The 23386-nt window shown below is 52.7% G+C and carries 21 protein-coding genes and 1 other annotated feature; of the genes, 6 read left to right on the top strand and 15 right to left on the bottom strand.

Going from position 1 to position 23386, the window contains the following annotated elements:
- Positions 1–18: 18 nt before the first annotated feature.
- From IAE55_RS09400 to IAE55_RS09380, 5 genes are all read right to left on the bottom strand, one after another.
- Positions 19–1581 carry a 2-isopropylmalate synthase gene (locus tag IAE55_RS09400; protein ID WP_200631830.1) on the bottom strand — a complete coding sequence of 521 codons (1563 nt, stop codon included), beginning with the start codon at positions 1579–1581 and terminating at the stop codon, positions 19–21.
- Positions 1582–1674: 93 nt separating this feature from the next.
- Positions 1675–1910 (bottom strand) — a binding site (T-box leader).
- 232 nt (positions 1911–2142) lie between these two features.
- Positions 2143–2994: an aldo/keto reductase gene (locus IAE55_RS09395; protein ID WP_200631828.1), complete on the bottom strand. Its 852-nt coding sequence runs from the start codon at positions 2992–2994 to the stop codon at positions 2143–2145.
- 29 nt (positions 2995–3023) lie between these two features.
- Positions 3024–4007, bottom strand: coding sequence for an aldo/keto reductase (locus IAE55_RS09390; protein WP_200631826.1), 984 nt, complete (start codon positions 4005–4007; stop codon positions 3024–3026).
- A gap of 243 nt (positions 4008–4250) precedes the next feature.
- Positions 4251–5183: an AraC family transcriptional regulator gene (locus IAE55_RS09385; protein WP_200631824.1), complete on the bottom strand. Its 933-nt coding sequence runs from the start codon at positions 5181–5183 to the stop codon at positions 4251–4253.
- Positions 5184–5446: 263 nt separating this feature from the next.
- Positions 5447–5653, bottom strand: a complete 207-nt coding sequence (locus IAE55_RS09380) for a zinc ribbon domain-containing protein (RefSeq protein WP_145160076.1) — start codon at positions 5651–5653, stop codon at positions 5447–5449.
- A 450-nt stretch (positions 5654–6103) separates the two neighbouring features.
- Between IAE55_RS09380 and IAE55_RS09375 the strand changes: the two genes are divergently transcribed.
- The gene (locus IAE55_RS09375) at positions 6104–7087 is read left to right on the top strand and encodes a glycoside hydrolase family 43 protein (RefSeq protein ID WP_200631823.1); all 984 of its coding nucleotides are present in this window, start codon (positions 6104–6106) and stop codon (positions 7085–7087) included.
- Between the two features lie 501 nt (positions 7088–7588).
- Here the strand turns inward: IAE55_RS09375 and IAE55_RS09365 are convergent.
- The 6 genes from IAE55_RS09365 to IAE55_RS09340 all read right to left on the bottom strand — a co-directional run bounded on the left by IAE55_RS09365 (position 7589) and on the right by IAE55_RS09340 (position 12661).
- Positions 7589–7822: a hypothetical protein gene (locus IAE55_RS09365; protein ID WP_200631822.1), complete on the bottom strand. Its 234-nt coding sequence runs from the start codon at positions 7820–7822 to the stop codon at positions 7589–7591.
- Positions 7823–7924: 102 nt separating this feature from the next.
- Positions 7925–8437: a restriction endonuclease gene (locus IAE55_RS09360; RefSeq protein ID WP_325168619.1), complete on the bottom strand. Its 513-nt coding sequence runs from the start codon at positions 8435–8437 to the stop codon at positions 7925–7927.
- A gap of 423 nt (positions 8438–8860) precedes the next feature.
- A complete protein-coding gene (locus IAE55_RS09355) occupies positions 8861–9316 on the bottom strand; it encodes an SRPBCC domain-containing protein (protein ID WP_200631820.1) in 456 nt (151 codons plus the stop codon).
- A 120-nt stretch (positions 9317–9436) separates the two neighbouring features.
- The gene (locus IAE55_RS09350; protein WP_200631818.1) at positions 9437–10429 is read right to left on the bottom strand and encodes a quinone oxidoreductase family protein; all 993 of its coding nucleotides are present in this window, start codon (positions 10427–10429) and stop codon (positions 9437–9439) included.
- Between the two features lie 17 nt (positions 10430–10446).
- Positions 10447–11676, bottom strand: a complete 1230-nt coding sequence (locus tag IAE55_RS09345; RefSeq protein ID WP_200631817.1) for an MFS transporter — start codon at positions 11674–11676, stop codon at positions 10447–10449.
- A gap of 133 nt (positions 11677–11809) precedes the next feature.
- Entirely contained in the window at positions 11810–12661 is an 852-nt protein-coding gene (locus IAE55_RS09340) for a helix-turn-helix transcriptional regulator (protein ID WP_200631816.1), read from the bottom strand.
- Between the two features lie 137 nt (positions 12662–12798).
- Here IAE55_RS09340 and IAE55_RS09335 point away from each other — a divergent pair, with 137 nt between their 5' ends.
- On the top strand, positions 12799–13710 hold the full coding sequence (locus IAE55_RS09335; RefSeq protein WP_200631815.1) for an alpha/beta hydrolase: 912 nt from the start codon (positions 12799–12801) through the stop codon (positions 13708–13710).
- Between the two features lie 77 nt (positions 13711–13787).
- Positions 13788–15716 carry a squalene--hopene cyclase gene (gene shc / locus IAE55_RS09330; protein WP_200631813.1) on the top strand — a complete coding sequence of 643 codons (1929 nt, stop codon included), beginning with the start codon at positions 13788–13790 and terminating at the stop codon, positions 15714–15716.
- A 58-nt stretch (positions 15717–15774) separates the two neighbouring features.
- Here shc and IAE55_RS09325 read toward each other — a convergent pair whose 3' ends face one another.
- The 3 genes from IAE55_RS09325 to IAE55_RS09315 form a co-directional block, all read right to left on the bottom strand.
- Positions 15775–16206: a PAS domain S-box protein gene (locus tag IAE55_RS09325; protein ID WP_234489415.1), complete on the bottom strand. Its 432-nt coding sequence runs from the start codon at positions 16204–16206 to the stop codon at positions 15775–15777.
- A gap of 44 nt (positions 16207–16250) precedes the next feature.
- Positions 16251–17090 carry an alpha/beta fold hydrolase gene (locus IAE55_RS09320; protein ID WP_145160096.1) on the bottom strand — a complete coding sequence of 280 codons (840 nt, stop codon included), beginning with the start codon at positions 17088–17090 and terminating at the stop codon, positions 16251–16253.
- A gap of 161 nt (positions 17091–17251) precedes the next feature.
- Complete coding sequence (locus tag IAE55_RS09315) at positions 17252–18700, bottom strand: aminotransferase-like domain-containing protein (protein WP_145160098.1); 1449 nt, start codon at positions 18698–18700, stop codon at positions 17252–17254.
- Between the two features lie 124 nt (positions 18701–18824).
- On the opposite strand from IAE55_RS09315, the gene IAE55_RS09310 reads away from it, so the two are divergent.
- Positions 18825–19442, top strand: a complete 618-nt coding sequence (locus IAE55_RS09310; protein ID WP_145160100.1) for a LysE/ArgO family amino acid transporter — start codon at positions 18825–18827, stop codon at positions 19440–19442.
- 180 nt (positions 19443–19622) lie between these two features.
- A complete protein-coding gene (locus IAE55_RS09305; RefSeq protein ID WP_076170434.1) occupies positions 19623–20600 on the top strand; it encodes an aldo/keto reductase in 978 nt (325 codons plus the stop codon).
- 492 nt (positions 20601–21092) lie between these two features.
- On the opposite strand, the gene IAE55_RS09300 is transcribed toward IAE55_RS09305, so the two are convergent.
- Positions 21093–21713 carry a TetR family transcriptional regulator gene (locus tag IAE55_RS09300; RefSeq protein WP_105441733.1) on the bottom strand — a complete coding sequence of 207 codons (621 nt, stop codon included), beginning with the start codon at positions 21711–21713 and terminating at the stop codon, positions 21093–21095.
- A gap of 239 nt (positions 21714–21952) precedes the next feature.
- Between IAE55_RS09300 and IAE55_RS09295 the strand changes: the two genes are divergently transcribed.
- Positions 21953–23212, top strand: a complete 1260-nt coding sequence (locus IAE55_RS09295) for a cytochrome P450 family protein (protein WP_234489414.1) — start codon at positions 21953–21955, stop codon at positions 23210–23212.
- The last annotated feature ends 174 nt before the right edge of the window (positions 23213–23386 follow it).

Genomic DNA, 23386 nt, shown 5'->3' with positions numbered 1-23386 from the left:
GCTGCCGCCGGTCTTTCCTTATTCGCTTGCGCCCTGCACAGCCGCCTGCGGCTCGCCCGGTGCGTCCAGTACGGCGGCGTTAATGCCGTTAAGGAACGCCAGCGCGCTCGCCTTGATAATGTCGGTATCCATCGCCCGTCCCGAATAAGTTTTGCCCTGGTATTCCAGCCGGATGCTGACGCGGCCAATCGCCTCTTTGCCCCGCGACAGGCTGTTGATTTTATAATCCCTCAGCTGCACGTCAAGTCCGACCAAGGCCTTGATCGCGCTGTACAGTGCATCGATCGGTCCGTCCCCGACCTTGCTGTCGGTATAGCTTTCGCCGCCTTTTTTCAGCTGGACGGTCGCCGTCGGCACGAGGTCGTTGGTCACGACCTGGAAGGATTCCAGCTCATACAGATGGCTGGTGCCTTGATCGATCTTGCGGTGCTCGGTCACCAGGTAGAATACGTCATGGTCGTACACTTCCTTTTTGGCGTCGGCCAGCTGCAGAAACTTCGCAAACAGCTCCTCAAAATCGTTTGGATTGCTCGTGTCGAAGCCGATCTTTTCTACTGCATTTCTGAATGCATGCCGTCCGGAACGGGCGGTCAGGATCAATTCCATGCTCTCAGCCCCGACTTCCTCCGGCGACATGATTTCGTACACGTTTTTATCTTTCAGCAGCCCATCCTGATGAATGCCGGACGAGTGGGCAAAGGCGTTTTCGCCCGTAATCGCCTTGTTGACCTGCACGTCCAGGCCCGTCAAATGCGTCAGCAGCCGGGAGGTGCGCAGTATTTCCTTCAGCTGGATCTGGGTGTGGCAGTTAAAATAATTCTCCCGCACCTTCAGCCCCATCACCACTTCCTCAAGTGAGGTGTTGCCTGCGCGTTCGCCAAGCCCGTTGATGGTGCACTCCACCTTCTCGGCCCCGTTCTTGATTGCGGCCAGTGTGTTTGCCGTCGCCAGCCCCAGGTCGTTATGGCAATGCACGCTCAGGACGACCTTGTCGTTCAGGTTTTTCAGCCGGTCGTTGATTTTGCGGATCAGCTCGCCGAACTCTTCCGGAACAGCATAGCCTACCGTGTCTGGAACGTTGATGATCGTCGCGCCGGCTTTGACCACCGCTTCGATCGTCTGCCACAGATATTCGAATTCCGACCGGGACGCATCCTCCGTGGAGTACTGTACCTCCGGCAGCAGCGTCTTCGCAAATTTGACCGCATCCACACCCATCTGCATGACGGCGTCCTTCGAGCGGCTGAACTTTTTCTCCACATGGATGTTGGACGTGCCCAGCACGATATGGATAAACGGATTTTGTGCCAGCTTGATGCTTTCATACACACTTTCGATGTCGCTCTTCACCGCCCGGGCGAGCGCGGTCACAGAGACGCTGTCCCCCACGGTTCTGACGATTTCCTGCACGGCTTGAAAATCCCCCGCCGACGACGCAGGGAAGCCCGCCTCGATGATATCTACATTGAGGCGCTTCAGCTGCTGCGCGAATTCAACCTTCTGCTGCGTGTTGAGCTTGGCGCCAGGCACCTGCTCTCCGTCGCGTAACGTCGTGTCCAATACGATAATTTTGCGGTTCATCTGCTATTCCTCCCAAATGAGTGTAGTTTATATATATTTAAAGCGGTGCCGGCCAAACCCGGAATTTGGCCAACAAAAAAACCCCGTCTCTACGCTAGAGACGAGGTTTAACCCGCGGTACCACTCTAATTCATTTTCAGCAAAGCAAAAATGATCTTCTTCGATGGCAATCACCATCTATCCCTGTAACGGTGGAACTCCGGCAGACCCTACATTGTCAGGTGGCGGTTCATAGACGAGTTCGAAATGATCGACCATACCGCTTCGCACCACCCAGCGGCTCTCTGAAAAGTCACTTCACTTCTACTATTTCTAATCGAAACCTTTATGAGGTATGAAATTGTTAATTATATTATGGCATCCATTTGCTTTTGTCAACCCTGGATTTTCCAAACAGTTGGCGCTGTTTATATTCAGTTCATAAAGCTGCTTTATTCTAAACAACGTCGTTAAACATATTGTGGATCACAGGAGGAACGAATATGAAAAAAACGTCCTAATTAGCGGGCCGAGAGAACAATAGCTCAATCATGATGGGTTATTATCAGCCCTCGTAGGGAATCAGATATCAAGCTTTCGCGAACCAATTAACTTTACCATTTCAGGATCTCGATGGAAGAAGAACATGCTCTCTTTTGTATCCATTGTAGCGATCGCACTCATATCCTCTTCGCTCAATTGGAAGTCAAAGACGTTAAAGTTCTCTTCAATTCTCTCCTTATGAACCGATTTCGGAATGACAACCACTTCTCTTTGAATCAACCAACGCAAAACCACCTGAGCGACGGATTTGTTATGTTTTTCAGCAATGGTTGTCAGCAGCGCGTTTTGAAACATGTTGTTTCTGCCTTCTGCAAAAGGTCCCCAGGATTCGATCTGCACATGATTATCCTTCATGAATTGGGCGCTTTCAATTTGCTGACAGAAAGGATGGGTTTCAACCTGATTGACCGCAGGTGTAATTTCGTTATGAAGAATGAGATCCATTAGGCGGTCGCTATGGAAGTTGCTGACTCCAATCGCTTTGACTTTTCCTTCTCGGTAAAGTTCCTCCATTGCTCTCCAAGAACCGTGAACGTCTCCAAAAGGCTGATGAATTAAATACAAATCCAGATAATCCAGTTGAAGCCTTCTCAGCGAAGCCTCAAATGCTTTTTTTGTGTGTTCATATCCAGTATCCTGCACCCAAAGCTTGGTTGTAATAAACAATTCCTCTCTCGGCACACCGCTGTGTTTGATTGCTCTCCCGACAGCTTCTTCATTGAGGTATGCGGCCGCTGTATCAATCAGCCGGTAGCCTGCGGAAATGGCATCAATCACGCTCTGTTCGCACTGTTCCAAATCTTGAATTTGATAAACCCCAAAACCAAGGATTGGCATGGTAACGCCATTGTTCAATGTAACGTTTTGCATAAGAGTTCTCCTTTTCTAAATATAAATATTTATTTGCCCACACGATTTGCATATTCAGCCGGATAGCGATCTCCGGCAATTTCAATTTTGGAAAGAGCCTCATTTAAATCAGTGAGTTCCGAAACGGAGAGTTTAACATCGGCTGCCCCTAAATTTTCGTCCAACCGTTCTAATTTTCTCGTACCCGGAATAGGAACGATCCACGGCTTTTGGGCCAATACCCAGGCCAATGCGATTTGAGCCGGCGTTGCTTGTTTCTGGGTCGCTATTTTACCGATTAGATCGATTAAAACCTGGTTGGCCGCAAGATTATCCGGTTGGAAACGAGGAACAATATTTCGAAAGTCAGAGCTATCAAAAGTCGATGTTCCATCGATCGTTCCCGTAAGAAATCCCTTGCCAAGCGGACTAAAGGGCACGAAGCCAATTCCGAGCTCCTCTAAGACAGGAAGCAGCTCGTCCTCTGGATTTCTCCACATCATGGAGTATTCACTTTGGATCGCCGTCAGAGGGTGAACGGCATGAGCTCTGCGAATTGTATGAATCCCAGCCTCAGAAAGCCCCCAATGCTTAACCTTACCTTCACGAATCAAGTTTTGAACGACTCCGGCAACCTCCTCAATGGGAACATCAGGATCGACACGATGCTGATAGTAAAGATCAAGGGTTTCGACTTGAAGACGTTTGAGCGAACCTTCAACCGATTTTCTTATGGTGTCGGGTTTGCTGTTAAGCACTTGTTTGCCGTTTTCCATTTGAATCCCGAACTTTGTTGCAATAATCACTTGACCCTTTAACGGGGCCAGTGCTTCGCCAACCAATTCTTCGTTCACATAGGGACCGTAAACTTCAGCGGTATCAAAGAATGTTACGCCCCGGTCAAATGCTGCATGAATTAGAGAGATCATCTCTTTTTGATCAGAGGCAGGACCATAACCATGACTCATTCCCATGCATCCGAGCCCAATTGCGGAGACTTCCAAACCACCGTTACCTAATTTACGCTTTTGCATTCATTGGCCATCCTTTCATCGATGAAATTAGCCTAAATAAATTTGCTCCGTGGATAATTCATCTCCCATAGCATTGGTGTAGACAAGATCAACATCTTTCATCCCGTTTCCCATAGTAATTATGCTACGAAAAAGCGTGTGACCGATATCCCGATAATATTGAATGATTGCCTATTTATATCATCTGAATGATTTGCTTGATCTTTCGGCAAACTGTTCTGGTTACCATTTGAAGATTTTTCGTTAATCACCTAGGAAAACCATACTTTTGGATGAATCGTAGATTTCTTTTATCTGTTTGATGTCCAATTTAGGAGGAGCACCAAACATACGGGAATACTCCCGACTGAACTGCGAAGCACTTTCATAACCGACCCGGAATGCGGCTTCAGCGGCTTCAGCGGATTCCGATAGCAGTAAACGACGAGCTTCCTGCAATCGGAGCTGCTTTTGAAATTGAATAGGACTCATGCCGGTCACTTGTTTGAAGTTTCGATGCAACGAAGGGATGCTCATATTTGCAGTTTCAGCAAGCTCTTCAATACGAAGGGGTTGATCGAAATATCGGGTTATATGTTCAATCGTTTCCATGATTCGATAATTGTTGCTTCCTTCCATTGCAATTTGTCCCAAGTTAACGCCGTAAGGACCCTTAAGAAGTGCGTACAGGACCTCCTTTGTGATCAGTGGAGCCAGAAACGGAATATCATTCGGCCGGTCAAGCAATTTGACTAATCGAAGTGTTGCATCCATAAGAGATGTCTCCATCTGGCCAACAAACAGGGCCCGATTTGTGTGGTCTTTTGGCGTAATGATTAGGTTTGCCTCATTGATTACCTCTAAAATTTGTGAATGCGTAAATTCCAGTTTGATGCTCAAATAAGGCAATTCAGGAGCAGCTTTAATAATTTTTCCTACAACCGGAAGATCCACAGAGGCAATGAGGTAATCCGTAGGTCCATACTCAAAACGCTCCTGTGCCAAAAACACCTCTTTTAATCCCTGAGCGATAACGCAAAAACAAGGCTTGAACACCCTGTGGGAAGGTTCGGCCAACCTCGAACATTGAATGATATTTAAAGAGGGAATCGGTGTCTCGTGCACCCCATCATCGACGGAATGCCTTTGAATAAGCTCAGCCAATTCCCGCTGCTGCTTAAGGATATCCTCCATCATAACGCCCCTTTTTATGTTATTTTGATTATAGTCGATGGCGGTCATTCTGTTAATGACGATGATAGAAATAGGCAATCATTTAATATTATCAGGATATCCGAGCAGCCGGTCACCGAGGGCGGGAAGGAACGAGGATCAGAACGACGATAGAGTTTGGGACGTCACCTGTTTCATTATTCGAGCAGCCGGCTATCGCCGGCTCGGGAAAACGAGCTCATTGCTAACGGGCAAGATAAAGCTCGTGGAGGGCGCGCCTCCACGGCTTACCCAAAGAACAGATCGAGAATATTCGATCCTGTCGACGACTGTTTGTTGTAAAATTCGGAATAGCCGCAATTTTCGCAATAGACCACAATAAATTGATTGTGCTGGATATCAAACATTTTGGAAAGGCCCGTGCCGGTCATGGCCACCTCTTTCGTCTTCGCGTTGCGGCTCCCGCATTTCACGCATCCCTGTTGTTCATTCATCTCTCATTACCTCCATATTCGCGTTCGCGTTTTGAATCCTAATACGGTTCGAGTTAGAGCAAGGTTCCACATGATTGGAATAGCACTGAAATTTTACTGTTGCCGGACAGTTACTCTTCCGAATACTTTCCCCAGCCCTTATATTTGTATAATCCCTCCTAAGCCAGATTGTAATTCAGCGCCTTTGCCTTACTTCACATGAGTCCAACAGAACGGAAACGCCTTGGTAAAAAGAGCAGTACAGGCACCAGAAATGGCGCCTGTTTTTTTATGGATGCTCCCCTATAGAACTGATCGTCTCAATAAGGGAACCATCCATTCTCTTAAAAACCTAAAATTTTGAGGAAAAGACCTATAAATCTTGTAGGTTTTTGACCCGGTTTGTTTGTTAAAATGGAAAGGAGCACCTATTGCAGCATCCATCCAACCACTGATTAAGGAGGAAACGAGATGACTCAGCCTGTGACGCAGCGCGAGCCCTTGGTCACCCACATCTATACCGCCGACCCTTCGGCTCACGTGTTTGAAGGCAAGTTGTATATTTACCCTTCCCATGACCTGGACCATGAGCACATGTCCAACGATAACGGGGACCAGTACGACATGGAGGACTACCACATCCTGTCCATGGACGATGCGAACTCCCCATGCCAGGACCACGGCGAGGCGCTGCATCTCCGCGATATCCCTTGGGCCAAGCAGCAGCTCTGGGCTCCGGATGCGGCTTATAAGAACAATACGTACTACCTCTTCTTTCCGGCACGGGATCACGATGATATTTTCCGGATCGGCGTAGCCACCAGCTCCTCTCCCGCGGGACCGTTCACTCCGCAGCCGGAATATATTCCAGGCAGCTTCAGCATTGACCCAGCCGTCCTGATGGATGATGACGGAAGCGCTTTTATTTACTTCGGCGGGTTGTGGGGCGGCCAGCTGGAAAAATGGCAGACGGGCACCTTTGATCCGAACGCAGAAGGCCCGGCGGCCGACGAACCGGCACTGGGGCCAAGAGTGGCCGAGCTGAGCGACGACCTTCTGACTTTCAAGGAGGCGCTACGTGAAATCTCCATTCTTGATGAGAACGGCCAGCCGATTTTGGCAGGGGACGAGGAACGGAGATATTTTGAAGGACCGTGGGTACATAAGCATAACGGACTGTATTATCTGTCCTACTCGACCGGCACGACCCATAACATCGTATACGCTGTGAGCGAGAACCCGCAAGGACCTTTTACGTACAAAGGAAAAATCCTGACGCCGGTCATCGGCTGGACGACCCACCACTCGATCGTGCAGTTCCAGGATAAATGGTATTTGTTCTATCACGACAGCTCCCTTTCGGGCGGCGCGGACAACAAACGCTGCGTCAAATTCACCGAGCTGACGATCCACGAGGACGGTACGATCGAAACGATCGATCCGTACGGGAAGTAATTGCATGTGACACGCTTGCGGTCAATTGAGGGGAGGCGGCGGTTTCCCCCTCCCCTCACACCACCGTACAGTCAGCTCCACATACGGCGCTTCCAAAAGGTTAACAAAGATCCAAGTAACGTGAAAGCAGACTTTTCAGCCCTTTCAATTCCTCATAGAATGCGGAAGGGCGATGCTTAGGTTTGTGGGCACAAAAAAACCGGCTCCCTTGGGAATCGGTCATCATTCTTATTTACGCTCCATTCTACTATGCTTGAATGAAGTAATCACATAACGCTCGCCGTTATCCAGCACTTTGTAAGATACGATATATCGGTCGACGATACAGTAATACGTATTTGGGTATTCACGCGAAGGCATTATAGCTCCCATTTTGACAACTTGTTCTTCCACTCGTCTGATGAGGCTTATTTTATATTCCCTTGTTTCTTGCTCGGTGAAATGCTCACTCTTAATTTGCCGTAGCCGATTAGCTGCCGTTTCCGTCCATTGGACAATCAACTACAGCTCACCACGCTTCACCGATTCGATTAATTCTTCTGTGGAGTACAATTTGCCCTTCACCAGATCCGTCTCCGATGCTTCGATCATATGACGGATTTCAGGATCAGAATCCAGCTCATCTACAGGACTGTGGACCTCATATTCCAGGCCATCTATACGAATAAATTCTTTATGATCTTTCAAATACGATTCAATGACCGTACCGTCAGGAGCTTTTAGACTAAAATTCATCCTTCCAACCTCCTTTGCCTTTCCTGATCTGAAACAACCTTACCCTGAAATTATAACATATCTCCTATCCCTGACTCATTAACAAAAAAATAAACCTAAACTTTAATTTTGCATTTGTGGAATAGGTTGTAACCCATTTATATGATCATGTTTCTCGTCTAAATAATCCAACCACAAATCAACAACCTGTTTGCCGTTAATTAGGTCAATATTTAAACCCTTCGCATACGTATAAGCATTTGAGGAAAAATCACTCGTTGTGATCACATAACCTCCCGCCGCACCCTGTTTGATCATTTGAGAATGCACGATAGCGATAGGATCAAATCCTACTAAATTCTGATCACTATAGCATTTTACTTGCCCAAGATATAGTCCTTCATCAGAATGCTCTTCAATATCGATGCCAAAGTCCCCTGACCCTTTTGTGACATAAGTTCTGGCACCACGCACCGTGGTTATGATCTCAGCAGCGAATTGCTCAAATAATAATGGATTGCCTTCCTTCTCCATTTCCAAATCACGTTTGAAACGATTATATAAACCAATTCGAAGGGTCTCCTTCATATCTTCATGAGAAGAGAATGCTTCAAGGGCATTTTCTTGATAGTTCACTAGCAGTAGCTTCTGTTTCTGATTCGAATACAGCAAATAACAGATTATGATGATCGATAAACTGAACAAAATGGTCATTTAGCTTCACTCCTTTAACAACCATCATTGCCAATCATTATACGTTTCAATCTGCAAACTCTTTTATATCAAGAAAGAAACTAAATACTAATATTCTACTTGGAGGGATTAGTATGTCATCTTGAGATTTGATAAAACAATTGGAATACGCCATTGCCCTTGGCTAACAGTAGGACGCTTGCCAGTCCCCGTTCGAGACTCTCATTCTATAGATGATCATGCTTGGCGCTCATTGAAAAGGCTTACCTCCACCAAATGGAGATAAGCCTTTTTTGGTCTGCAGCTCTGTCCCGGCATCACGAAATGGAGAGGCCGATCAATCGGCGGCGTCCCTGCCGTCCAGGTCTACGCTGTCCCTTCGGCAAAATTCCGGATCGCGTCCATATAGGACGAGGCCGGATACTCTTGCTTGGCGTGTTCGTATCCCGGGTTGCCCTCGGACCACGCACAAGTGAGCTCCAGCTTGGTCTGATCCCCCACCGGCGTCAATTGATAAGTCATATTGCAAAATACGGACTCATGCTGCTCATTGTATGCCGGAGCGGGATGCTGTTCATACGAAAATACGCGGTTCGGCTCGTACTGCTTCACGAATCCGTACACATGAAGCGTCCGATCCCCATCCGGCCCCGGTCCCCGGAATTCGACGCGGGCCCCCGGCTCAAAGGTCGATTCGATACTGGACCCGAACAACGTGGCGCGTGTTCCTTCCGATGTGGCAATGGCCGCCCACACCCGCTCGGGCGGAGCTGCGATCAAGACTTCGTACGTCAAGCTGCTGCTTGATGGATTGACTGCCATTTCATTCACCTTCCATTGATTGATAGGAGCTGGTGTTGCCGGATCGTTCCATCCATTTTTTTACTTTAGCATGCAGGTTGGTTGAAGCCAATCTATTTTTTGCTTAAACGAAACGCATGTTCACTCATCCATCTTAAGCAGCAGCTTCCCGCGCGTGGATCCGGTCTCCAGAAGACGAAGCGCTTCATGAGCTTCATAAGCCGGGTAAATTCCGAAGATGTCGGCATGGACTTCTCCTTTGGCCAGCATTTGCAGCGCTTCATTGGCCCTTTGGCCTGCCCTCTCGGGGTTAGCATCGCTGTATGTACCAAGCTGAAATCCGGCGACGGACAGATTTTTAAACCATAACTCTTGGGTCGATTGCAGTGTATCCGGCTCCCCACCAGCGTTGCCAAGCACAACGAGCTGACCAAATGGCTTCATCACGTCAAGACTCGCCCTTCTCATGGCTCCACCTACAGGATCCAGTACGGCATCAACGCCTTGGCTGCCGGTAGCCCTCATCGTCTCTTCGACGAATCCGGAGCGGATAAATAATTCATCGTACCCAAGGGAGGAGGCAAGGCTCTTTTTACTTTCCGATCCAACCGTGCCCAACACCAAGCCGGCACCCAGCCGGCGGGCGACCTGGCCAAGGAAACTTCCCAGCCCTCCGGCGGCGGCATGGATCAACAGGCTTCCGCCTGTCTGCAAGCGGATCACGTCTTTCATCACGATCAGAGCCGTAGTCAAATTGACGATGGAAGCGGCAGCCACTGCCAGATCCAGAGTGGAATCGAGCTCTGCAAGCCGTACGGTCAGTTCGGGTCTGACCGATACCACCGTAGCAAATCCCCCAATCTCAGACAGCGTCATCGCCGCAACCGGCTCGCCTACACGAAAGCCCTTGACGCCTTCGCCTATCTCCCGCACATAGCCGGCAACCTCTAAACCGGGAACATAAGGCGGCTTAACGTGGTCAAATTCCCCTCTGGCCAGCATAACATCCACGAAGCCTACGCCGGCATACGCGACGTCGATGGTCAATCTGCCCGGTGCTGCTGCCGGATCCTCCAATTCTTTCAGGTGAAAGGCCAGCGCCTCCCCCGGTTGTTCTACGATTAGAGCTTTCATCAGGTTTACTCCCCTTCCTAATTTTTCACTGGAATCGCCTGCTGCTGTTTTCGATGAATCCTTCTGCGCCTCGTTTCCAGCAGGATCATGAAGACGATTAGCGTCAATCCCAATAGCGTAACCCCTCCGGAAAAAAGCGGTACTGCTCGAAGCCCAAACCGGCTGTCGATGACCATTCCTCCCAGCCAGGCCCCCACTGCGTTGCTGATATGCAGCGCAGATACGTTCATGGTGGTGGCCAGATTTGGCGCTTCCTTTGCCTTGCTCATTACAAGGACGGTAAGACAGGGAAGAATGCCGAAGCTGAACACCCCCAGAAGAAAAATATCTGCCACGGCAAAAATCTTGCTTTCCAGCGTCACGGTAAAGGCAAAGAGGCATACTGCTAGCCCCGCAGTGATTCCGATCAGCGCAGGTCTCAAGCGCCAATCGGCCAACCTCCCTCCCGCTACATTGCCAAGGGTTACGCCAATGCCGAACAAAACCAGAATCCACGAAACGGAGCGGCCGTCAAACATGGCGATCTGCTCCAGCAGCGGAGCTACGTACGTAAAGGTCATAAACACGCCGCCAAAACATAAAGCGCTGATCAGCAGTGCGAGCAGTACTTCCGGTTTGCCCAGAACGCCGATCTCCCGTTTCAGCGGCGCAGGCAGGGTGCTTAGATGGCCGGGAAGCAGCCGGAAGAGTCCCGCCAGCGCTGCGGCCCCTATGAGGGCAATCGCTGCAAACGTATAACGCCAGCCAAGGGCATGGCCAACCCACGTACCAAAGGGAACGCCGGCGATGTTCGCTATGGAAGAGCCGCTAACGAGAACGGATATCGCCCAGGCCCTCCTATCGGCGGTCACCATCTCAGCCGCCATGACCGTCGCCACGCCGAAAAACGAGCCGTGCGTCAAGGACATCAAAATCCTCGCTGTCATCAGCACGGAGAAGTCTTGAGCGGATACGGCCAAAGCGTTGCTGATGACAAACAGCAGCATAAGGAGGAGAAGCAGCGTTTTCCGGGGCAAACGTCCTGTCAATATCATGATGAGCGGGGCGGTAACGGCAACGCCAAGCGAATAACCTGAAATGAGCAGTCCGGCATCCGATAGCGTGACCTGCAGATTCGAAGCAATGTCGGGCAGTATGCCCATGATGACGAATTCAGCCATGCCGATGGCAAATGCACACAAGGAAAGCACCAATAGAGGGCGTAACGGTGAAGATAAAGGCCGGGGAACTTCAGGTGATGGTTTCATACAGACGCCTCCTTTCGGTAAATCACATTACGTTAAGGAGGCAGAGGGAACCAGATCAAATTTTTAACTAGTATAAAAACTAACAGGAACATTCAGGGCAAAAAGAAACCCGCACTTCGGCGAAAAAATTCGCTTACATGCGGGCAGCGGGACGAGTCTTCAACCATGCCTCCAGATTTTCTGGCGTACGTGTTTCCGGCAGCGGCATATAGATGCAGCACATCAGATTTTCCAGATCATTGATTTGGGTAAACGTAATGATTTCAAAGTGCAGATGACCCATTGCCGGGTGCTTCACTTCGATTCGTAGGCCGTTCTTTTCGGCTACTTCATGAAGAGGCCACCATTCGGCAAATTCTTTGCTGCTAGTGGTCAGTTCCTCAATGAGCCGGGTATACCAAGGCTGACTTGCCGAGCGGTCATACAGCTTCCTGTAGAAGGAAAGTGCGATTTTGGTGGAGTGCTCCCAATTGATAATTTTGGTCTGAAATGCAGGATGCATAAAAGTAAGGCGAAGCATCTGCATGTCCTCGGGAGGTATCGCTGAAAAATCCGTCAAAATTTCGCAGGCGAGCTCGTTCCAGGCGATAAGGCGATTTTCCGGTCCGATGACGAAAAAGGGATACGGCGTTCTCGTCACCAAATTCATAAAGGCGGGCGACAGCCTGTATGCCGACATATCTCTGGATGGTACCGGATACCTCCCCGCAAGAAGATACAAATATTCACGCTCCGTAGGGCTCAGCTGGAGCGCAGAGGACAGGCGATCCAGTACCTCGGGCGATGCGGATACTTCCCGGCCCTGCTCTAACCACGTGTACCAAGTAATGCTTAAGTCGGCCAGCTGCGCCACTTCCTCCCGGCGGAGTCCTGGCGTTCTACGGCGCGTATGTCCCTGCGGCAGCCCAAACTGCTCCGGTGTCAGCTGCGCTCGTCGGGCTTTCAGGAAATCTCCGATCGCTTTTCGGTTCAAACCGGCTTCCATCGGTCGAGTCCACTCCTATCCAGGTAGTTTTTATGCTAGTTACGTTTGCTACTGCCTTCAGTATAAACGGCATGTTAATCTCGCTTCAAGCCATGATGTCCCCTAACCAAATATCAGGAAAGAAAGGAACGAATTCTATGACACTGCATGCACAAGCCAAAAAATTTATACAGGATACGGCATCCCTGCCGCCCTCCCACACACTGGATCCTGTGGAGCTGCGCAAAATAGCCGCAGGAACCGTCATTTCAGATTCGTTCGAGCTGGCATCGGTTCAAGATAGGAGCATCGAGGGGCCTTACGGTGATCTGCCGCTGCGGATCTACCGGCCAGAGCGGGAAGGCGCGCTGCCCGTTATCGTATTCTATCACGGCGGAGGCTTCGTCATCTGCGATGTGCAGAAGTATGACCCGATGTGCCGCATGCTGGCGGCAGTAACCCGTTGTGCCGTCGTATCGGTGGACTACAGGCTTGCTCCCGAACATCCTTTTCCCGTCGCTCCGACAGAGGCTATCTTCGCCGCCAAGTGGGTGGCGGATCATGCCGGGGAACTCGGATTTGCCCCCTCCAAGCTGACCCTAGCGGGGGACAGCGCCGGTGGAAATCTGGCCGCCGTAGTTGCCCAACAGCTGCGCGATTTGGGACAGGTCGATGTTGCTGGGCAAATATTAATTTGCCCCCTCACGGATTATTCGCAATGCTATGAATCGGAAGATCGATTTGCCGAAGGTTATTTTCTAAACCGTAACGTGCTGGATTACTTCAGGAAGCATTACTTAAAGGAGGGCACCGACCTTTCGAACCCGCTCGCATCGCCGATGCTGGGCCGGCTTGACGGCCTGCCGCAGACACTAATCATCACGGCCGAGTATGATCCGGTCCGCGACGAAGGGGAAGCGTATGGCAGACGGCTTGCGGAGGCCGGGGTCTTAGTCACATTCAGGCGTTATCCCGGCATGATCCATGGTTTTTACGCCATGACCGACCTGTTCGACGACGGCCGCCTCGTTTACGAGGATATCTGCAGATTTCTGCAAACCCTGGTATAATCAGCGGCTTTCTCATTTCTCCTTCCCTGCCGACATATATTGCTATCAATGGTCAACAAACGAAGGGAAGCGGCAAAATGAGCAATAGGCTAAGTACGGTAGATGAGGAGATCGGGCGTTTGACGGCCTATCTCCTGAAGACGCAGCAGCCGGACGGCTCCTGGCGTTTTTGCTTTGAAAACGGAATCGGCATCGACGCCTTCGTTATCATCCTCTTTCGTATTCTGGAGGCGGATCCGGAAGGTCTCATCCGGCAGCTTCACGACCGGATCTGCAAAGAGCAGCAGCCTGACGGATGCTGGAGGCTGTATCCCGATGAGGAAGAGGGCAGCTTATCGGCTTCGGTGGAGGCTTACTACGCCCTGCTTTGCTCCGGTTACAGCCGGCCGGAGGAGGAGCATATGCAGCGCGCCAAGCGGTATATCCTTTCGCGTGGAGGAATTGGTAAGGTCGACAGCATTTTGACCAAGGCAATCCTGGCAGCGACGGGCCAGCGCCCCTGGCCCCGGTCGATCTCCATGATCCCGCTGGAGGTGCTGCTGTTCCCCTCGTATTTTCCGATCAACTTTTTCGAATTTTCGGGCTATTCCAGGGTCCATCTCACGCCGCTGCTGATCATGGCGGATCGGAAGTTTTCGGTTTCTCCGCCGGACGCTCCCGACCTCTCCGACCTTGCAGCACCCCGCCGAGACCCCGACGAAGATGATCCGCTGCCGCGGGAGTACGAGAACCTGCAGGCGGAACTCCGCCAGGGGAAGAACAGGCTGATCGGTACGCCGCGTTTCATCCATGAAGCCGCCGTGGAACGGGCCGAGCGGTTTATGCTGGATCGGATCGAAGCGGACGGCACCCTGTACAGCTACGCAAGCAGCACGATTCTGATGGTTCTGGCCCTGCTTGCCCTGGGCTATGAGCGGGAGCATCCCCTAATTAGCGATGCCGTCAAAGGGCTGACTGCCATGCAGTGTCAGGCGGACGGAACGACTACGATTCAGAATTCGCCCTCCACCGTCTGGGACACTGCCCTGATCGCCGATGCTCTGCAGGAGGCCGGGGTTGCGGAGAATCATCCGGCCATCCGTCAGGCCGCCTCCTACCTGCTGTCCCGGCAGCAGGACAAACCGGCCGATTGGAGCCTCCATAACCCGGATACAGCTCCCGGCGGGTGGGGATTCTCCGAGTCGAACACGATCAACCCTGATGTGGATGACACAACGGCGGCGCTTCGTGCGATATCCCGCCTAACGGAAACAGACCCGCTGTACCGGGAAGCTTGGAACCGCGGGCTGAATTGGGTGCTGTCGATGCAGAACCGGGACGGAGGCTGGCCGGCGTTCGAAAAGGATACCGACAAGCACATCCTGACCTGGCTCGCAATCGAAGGAGCCAAGTCCGCGGCCATCGATCCATCCGAAGCGGATCTGACAGGCAGGACGCTGGAGTACCTTGGCCATTTTGCGGGTTTGACGCAGCGGCATGAGTTCATCCGGCGGGGCGCAAACTGGCTGATGCGACATCAGGAAAGAGACGGCTCGTGGTATGGGCGCTGGGGAGTTTGCTACATCTACGGTACCTGGGCGGCGATAACGGGACTGGCGGCTGCCGGTGTACCGGCCGGTCATGATGCGGTCCAAAAAGGCGTCCGTTGGCTTGAGCATATCCAAAACCCGGACGGCGGATGGGGCGAATCCTGCCGGAGTGACCGGGTCATGCGCTATGTTCCCCTCGGAAAGAGCACACCGTCCCAAACGGCCTGGGCGCTAGACGCGCTCATCGCCGTACAGGAGCAGCCGTCGCCTGCCATGGACCGGGGCATTCAAAGGCTGTCCTCCCTGCTGCAGCAGGACAGCGGCATGACGGCCTATCCGACGGGGGCCGGCCTTCCCGGCACATTCTACTCCCGTTACCATAGTTACCGGTACATTTGGCCGCTTTTGGCGCTGAGCCATTACAAGCGGAAATACGGCCATGCCGCCCGGGAAATACCAAAGCCGCCGGACCTCTGACAAGAGTCCGGCGGCTTTTTATCATACCGACTTTTACTGAAATGATTCAGTATTGTACTTATTCTATTGAAGACGATCCCTGTATCCGCTCCAACTCATCACGTTTCTGCCGGAGCAGTTTCTCGATCTTCTCAAGTTCCTCCCGCGCGCGGTTTATGGCGCTCTCGGCTTGCTGGATCTGCTGTTCATATTCCATCCGCCGGCGCATGGGCATCAGCATGCAATCGTAGACCCACTCGCCATGCCGTTCCACTGCCGAAGCGTTAAGAAGTACTGGGAGGGCTTCACCGCTGCTCGTTTTAAACGTCAAGTACATCTCCTCAACGCTCCGGTTCAGCTTCATGAGCGGAAGAAAATAAATTTGAAAAAAAATCTGGCTGGAACGGGTCAACAGCGATTCGAAGCTGCTCCCGCAAATGCCCCGTTTCTCATATCCCAGCATGCGGCACAGCGTGGCGTTGACTTCCTGAATAACGCGATTATCGGCCATGGACACATATCCGCAGGGCCGCATGGTCCAGTCTCTCGTCCATGTTACCGTGTAAACTCGCTTGTCTGCCCGGCTTTGGACGACGCCAAGTAGCCTTGAATCAGCTGAATCGTTTCATCGGGATGGCTCATGTGCGGGCAATGGCCGGTGGCATCCATGATCTGAAATTCGCTACCCGGCATATGAGTATGGATATAAGCTCCTGCTTCCAGCGGCGCGATCACGTCCTCGGCGCATTGGAGAATCAAGGAAGGCACCTTCACTTTTCCAAGCTCCTCCCGGTAATCCGAAAGAAACGTCGCTTCGGCAAACCGCCGGGCCACCTTTGGATCGGTTGCGCAGAAGCTCTGCTCAAGCTCGCCGGACAATTCGGGCCGGCCGGGATTGCCCATAATGACAGGTGCCAGGTAGCTCGCCCATCCCTGATAATTCTTGTCCATCATATCCAAGAGTGCCAGCAAATCCTCCCGTTCAAACCCGCCGATATAATCGGGGAGATCATTGATATATCTTGCCGAAGGTCCGACCAGGACCAACCGTTCAAAATATTCGGGTTTGCGGACCGAAGCGAGGATACCGATCATGGCACCTACGGAATGACCTACGAAAATCGCGTCTTTCGTCCCGAGTGCCTCGCATATATCCAGCACGTCCTGGGCATATCCGTCCAGATCGCCGTAGCGGACCGGATTATACGCCCGAATGTCCGACTTGCCGGATCCGACAAAATCAAACAAGACCACTTTGTAATGATCTTCGAAAGCAGGTGCGACAAAACGCCACATGTTTTGGTCGCAGCCGAAACCATGGGCAAAAATCAAATACTGCGTGCCGCTGCCGGTGACCTGAACGTTGTTACGGACGAGAATCTGTTGATGGTCCATGTTGCTTCCTCCCGTATACACAGAGTTATTTTCAATTAAATTTGAAAGGTGATCATTCGACACTAAACTTCATTATACTACTAAACTCATCCTTCGGAACAAGAGATTAACCATTCTTTTTGAAAGATGGAATCAAAATCCAGGACCACAAGGGTGAACCCTCACCTATACGCTCGAATCATTCCGGCCAGTCGAATCAATCCCCGCTCCAGGTCGTGAAGAGACGCATACGCATACGATAAGCGCAGATGCTGCCGGTCATGCCGGTCATAAATTTGCCCCGGGTTTAAGAGGATCCCTTCTTTCAGGGCCTGCTCGAACAGCTGGTGAATCGGGATGGGAACATGCAGCCGCAGCCAAATGTAAAACCCGCCTCCGGGTATCTCCCACGTTGCCATATCTTGAAAATATTGCTGAAGGATCGAGAGGGCAAAATCTCTGCGCAGCTTCAGCTTTTGCCGGATATCGGCAAGATGTGGCTCGTACCGGCCTGTGCTCAGCCACTCCGCTACGGCATATTGGGACAGCGAGCTGGCGCCGTAGTCAGTTTGCATTTTGATGTCGGCCAGCCGGTCGATGACCGGTTCCGGCCCGGCCACCCAGCCGATCCGCAGTCCCGGGCCAAGCGTTTTGGACATGCTGCCCATATAGAGGACAAGGCCCTGCGGATCGGCCGACTTGAGCGGCGGGGGCGGCGGCGCGTCCAGCCACAAATCTCCGTATACGTCATCCTCGATTACCGGCAGCCGCTCCAAGGCCGCAGCCTTCATCAGCTCTTCCCGGCGCTTCCCTGACATGACCCGTCCGGTTGGGTTATGGAAGCTCGGGATCGTATACAGCAGCCCCGCCTGATGCTGACGTTTGGCCGGTCCCACCGCATCCGGACGAATCCCTTCCAGGTCCATCGGAACGCCGGCGAGCCGGATCCCTGCCGACTGAAACACGTGGATCGAGTTCAGATAGGACGGAGTTTCCGTCAGAACCGTCGAACCGGGCTGGAGCAGACCGACCGATATCAGCTGCAATCCTTGCAGCGCACCCGACACGATCAGAATCGACGACGGGGAAGCGGAGATTCCCTTGGACCGTAAATATTCGCTGAGCGTCTCCCGGAGAAACCGGCTTCCTTTCGGCTCGGAATAACCCAGCGACAAATGCCTGCCCCTCCCCTTCCCGATGACTTCCTGCATATGGGCTGCAGGGAGAAGCTCAGGTGACAGCTCCCCCGTTCCAAGCCGGATGATGTCCGCCCTGGCCTCGGCCTGGTTAATTCGCTGAATCAGCTGGATGTTGGGCGGATAAGCCCCTGCCCGGACGTAGCGGTTCCAGTCGGGAGCCGGACCAGCCGCAAGCAGATTCCACGTATTGTTGACCACCACGGTTCCTTGTCCAACCTTGGATTCGATGAGCCCATTGGCCGCAAGCTCTCCGAGCGCATAGACCACCGTGCTGCGGTTCACTTGAAACCGGGCAGCCAGTTCCCGCTGTGGAGGGATTCTCGTGCCGACAGGCCATTCCCCGTTCATGATTTTCCCTTGCATATATTCGTAAATCTGCCGGTGCAGTGGCACCGGAGACGACTTGTCCAAATGCCACTCCTCGTAGTTCATAGTCCTCTTCCTATCGTAATTGTTTTGTTTATTTTAACAGATTGGTCGGGTCTTTAATCAACCAATTGGATGGAGACCTGCAGTGGCACCTTCGATAAAATAGGGACATTACAGGAGGAATGATATGATACACGCTCTATTTCACGGATTCATATTGGCCCTTGGGCTGATTTTGCCGCTCGGCGTTCAAAACCTGTTTGTGTTCGGTCAAGGCGCCTCCCACACCCGCATGACCCGGGCACTGCCGGCTGTCATTGCCGCCTCCCTTTGCGATACGCTGCTGATATCCCTGGCGATCATGGGCGTTTCCGTCGTCGTGCTCGAATATGCCTGGATCAGAACGGTCCTTTTGGGGCTGGGGATTCCTTTCCTGCTGTACATGGGCTACGTCACGTTAACCAGCAAACCGACCGTCCATAACGGGGAGGACACCCGGTCTTTATCGACTCGAAAGCAAATCGCTTTTGCCGTATCGGTATCCCTGCTCAATCCCCATGCGATTCTGGACACCGTCGGCGTGGTAGGCACAAGCTCCTTAAACTATGCCGGCTGGGAAAAGCTGGCGTTTGGCGCGGCATGCGTCATCGTCTCCTGGGTATGGTTCGCCGGACTCGCCGCGGCGGGACGGGCCGCCAGAAACCTCGATTCGACAGGCAGGCTCAGATCGTGGCTGAACCTGCTGTCCGCCGTTATTATGTGGGTTACGGCCGCTTATTTGGCTTACAGCCTGTTTAGGGGATGATGACGAAGAGTGAAGGATCCGGAGGGTCCAATGAGGTCAACGCAGGTTAGTTCAAAGCAGGTCCAAACAGGCTCAAGTAACACGAGATTCACTTAGTATACTTTTTTTCAGTGCTTACCAGAAACCGAAAGAAGAATTATAATGTTACCGAATCCACCAGGAAAAGGAGGAAATTGAAACGTGAAGTATACCTATTTGGGAAAAACAGGATTAAAGGTTAGTCGTCTCTGCCTCGGTACGATGAATTTTGGTCCAAGCACCGAGGAGAAGGAAGCTTTCAAGATTATGGATGCAGCCCTCGACGCAGGTGTCAATTTCTTCGATACGGCCAACGTCTACGGCGGTAATGAGCACCGCGGATGGACCGAGGAAATCATCGGCCGCTGGTTCGCCCAAGGTGGCGGAAGACGGGAAAAAGTCGTGCTAGCTACGAAAGTATACGGCAACATGGAACATCCTATCGTGGATCCCAATGAGCAAGGGGGACTTTCCGCGTACAAGATCCGCCGCCACCTGGAAGGCTCACTCCGCAGGCTGCAGACGGACCATATCGAGCTCTATCAAATGCACCATGTGGACCGGAACGTGTCCTGGGATGAGCTCTGGAACGCTTTCCAAACTCATCAGAACCAGGGAAAAATCGGATACGTCGGCGCCAGCAACTTTGCCGGCCGCGACCTGGTGAAGGCGCAGTATGAAGCGGAGAAGCGCGGACTGCTCGGCCTGGTGTCCGAGCAGCACAAATACAGCCTGCTCTGCCGGCTGCCGGAGCTTGAAGTGCTCCCTGCCGCGGAAGAGCATGGCATCGGCGTCATCGCCTGGAGCCCGCTGGACGGCGGCGTGCTTGGCGGCAACCTGAACCCGAAGGAAGGATCGCGGACTGCGCGCCAGACCGAGCGGCTTGAGAAGCTGCGCCCGCAGCTGGAGCAGTTCTCGAAGCTGTGCAAGGAGCTGGGCGAATCCGAGGCGACGGTGGCGCTCGCCTGGACGCTCGTGCATCCGGCGATGACGGCCCCGATCATCGGACCGCGGACGCTGGAGCAGTTCGAGCAGACGCTCCGGGTTGTTGAGGTCGAGCTGAGCGAAGACGTGCTGGCGCGCCTGGACGAAATTTTCCCGGGTCCCGGCGGAGAAGCCCCTCGGGCTTACGCTTGGTAACCCGCAGTAAAAGAAAGCAAGCCTGATCGAACTCATCCTATTCAGATGAGCTGATGGCTTTCCGGACATGTTCCGAGTGCTAAAAATCAGCGCCATTCTGAAAAGAAAAATCCTATATGCTCTTATGCCTTCAATAGAGAACACACCTTGAAGCTTCAAGGTGTGTTCTTGCTGTTTATTGATTAGTCTCTGAACTGCCGGAAGAAGGAACGCAGATCTTCGGCAAGCTGATCCGGTACCTCCATGGCGGCGAAATGGCCGCCCAGATCGAACTCCGACCAATGCACGACGGTGTACTGGCGCTCGGCAATTCGGCGGACCGGCTGAACCAGATCGTACGGGAGTACCGCGACACCTATGGGAGCCGGGCAAGGAATCCTAATTTCCTGGGCAAGCCCCTCGTACGGAAGACAGCAGGCCCCGCTTTTCGGTTATATCAACAAAAAGATTCCGCAGGAGCCGCGGAACTTTTATCGCTTTAACTGTATGGCCTCAACCCGGTGGCATAGAAGAAAGCCGGTCCATATGGCGATGCAGCACATTCACCAGATCCGCATCGTCCCCCTGCTCCAGCCATTCCTCGATGGAGACGCGCAGAGCCGCCATATAGACGGCCACCAGAAACCGGACTTCATCACGGTCCGCCCCGGTTTCGAGCCTCGAGCAAAGCGCATCACAGAGAGCCGGCTCCGCCTCCATCAGCGTATACAAAAATAAGGACGCGATAGAGGGCGTCTGCCCGGCAATCCGGTACCGGAGCACAAGACCCGGGCGCTGTTTCTCGTATTGGCCGGCCAGGTAACCGAAGACCGACTGCAGGGCAGCATGTGGTGATGCCGGAGGCTCCGCTTCCAGCAGGTATCGGATGCCATCCAGCTGCGTGCTGCGGATCGGTCCCGACAGCACTTCCTCCTTGGACGCATAATACCGGAAGAACGTGCGCGACGACATCGTGACCGCATCGGCAATGTCCTGAATCGAGGTCTGCTCATAGCCCTTCTGCTGAAAAAGCCGAAGCGCCGCTTCCTCAATCGCCGCCTGGGCCAGACGCTTCTTTCGCTCCCTTAAACCTGCCGGCGCTTCTATGGGATGTATGTTTTCTTTAGGATTCATCTCGATTTCTTCCTTCATTGACTTTTGTCACTCAGTGACATTATATTGGATTTAAGCGCAATCCACAATGCAAAATACAAACACGGCAGCGCGAACACGTACGCCCAAGCCTTTCGGGACGGGCCATTTCATGATTCCACCTGTTATCACAGCTTATTTCTATCATTCGATCATCCCTAAAGACAGCTCCGTCCTGCTACGGCAAGGCCAAAATACTCTGCTTATGAAAGGATGGTTTGATGATGAATCCGTCAGATCCCATTGCCCCGGAAGCGCTGAATCTGTTCAGCGGTGCCAGCGGGGACAATCCGTTCCCTGTATTCGCCCAGATGAGAGAATTGAACGCTGTCATTCCGATCCCGTTTCCGATGGGCGGGCCGGATCGTCAAGCGTGGATGGTCACCCGGATGGAGGAAGCGATGCAGGTGCTTAAAGACCATGCCCATTTCACGGTGGACCCCGCTTCGATCGACGGGAATGAGGATTTCAGAAAGAGCTTGGCCGGCGGTTCGGATCCGTCCGCACCTCCCACTTTTTTCACCGGACACTCCATGCTCACAGTCGATGACCCGGACCACCGGCGGCTGCGGAGCCTCGTATCCAAGGCGTTCTCGCCGCGATACATGGAGAGCCTTCGTCCCCGCGTGCAGGAAATCGCCGACGAACTGCTGGACCATGTCCAGGCGCAAGGCGAGATGGACCTCGTCAAGGACTACGCCTATCCGCTCCCGATCAACGTCATTTCCGAAATGCTGGGCGTTCCCCAGGAAGACCGGGAGCAGATACATACCTGGTCGGCCGCTCTCGCCCACGGGCTGGGACTGGGAAGACGCGAGCCGGGCGTTGAAGAGAATATGCGCGCCTTCGGTGAGTACACCGCCCGGCTGGTGGCTTCCAAACGTCAACAGCCTGCGGACGACCTCATCAGCCAGCTGATCGCGATCGAAGAGGAAGGAGACCGGCTCTCGGAAACCGAGCTTGTGTCGATGATCACCCTGCTCATCTTTGCCGGCCACGAAACGACCTCGAACCTGATCGCCACCGGCAGCCTGATGCTGCTGGATCATCCGGAGCAGCTGGAGAAGCTCAAGGCCGAGCCGAGCCTGGTGCCTTCCGCCGTTGAGGAGCTGCTGCGCTTCAACGGGCCGGCCACCATTGCCGGACCGCGCTTTGCCACGGAGGACATCGTGCTCGCCGGGCAGTCCATCCAGAAAGGCGATGCCGTGATCCCCGTGCTGAAATCGGCCAATCGGGACGAGCGCCAGTTCGACCAGTCCGAAGAGCTGGACATTACGCGCCAAATCAACCGGCATCTCGCCTTTGGCCACGGCATCCATATGTGTCTGGGAGCGCCGCTGGCCCGCATCGAAGGGGACATCGCCTTTACCACGCTGCTTAAGCGCATGCCGAACCTGCGGCTGAGCATTCCCCGGGATGAGGTCCCTTGGAACTTTACGCTCAGCTCCCAAGGGCTGGCTGCCCTGCCTGTGGCCTTTTAAATCCATATTCATGAGAAGCCCTTGGGACCCGAGGGCTTTTTCATATGCGGGATGTAGCCGCGGTACTCCGATTGGTTCGTAACGTATAAAAAAAGAAAACCACGGATAAAGGAAGGGTATCCCATCCTTTATCCGTGGTTTTTATCGTGATATGAGTTCATTTCGATTGGTGTA

Source organism: Paenibacillus sp. S28, assembly GCF_016624415.1.
In the GTDB taxonomy this organism is placed as follows: Bacteria; Bacillota; Bacilli; order Paenibacillales; family Paenibacillaceae; genus Paenibacillus_AQ; species Paenibacillus_AQ favisporus.
The sequence above is the reverse complement of the archived record's forward strand: the minus strand, read 5'-3'. Positions and strand labels throughout refer to the sequence as shown.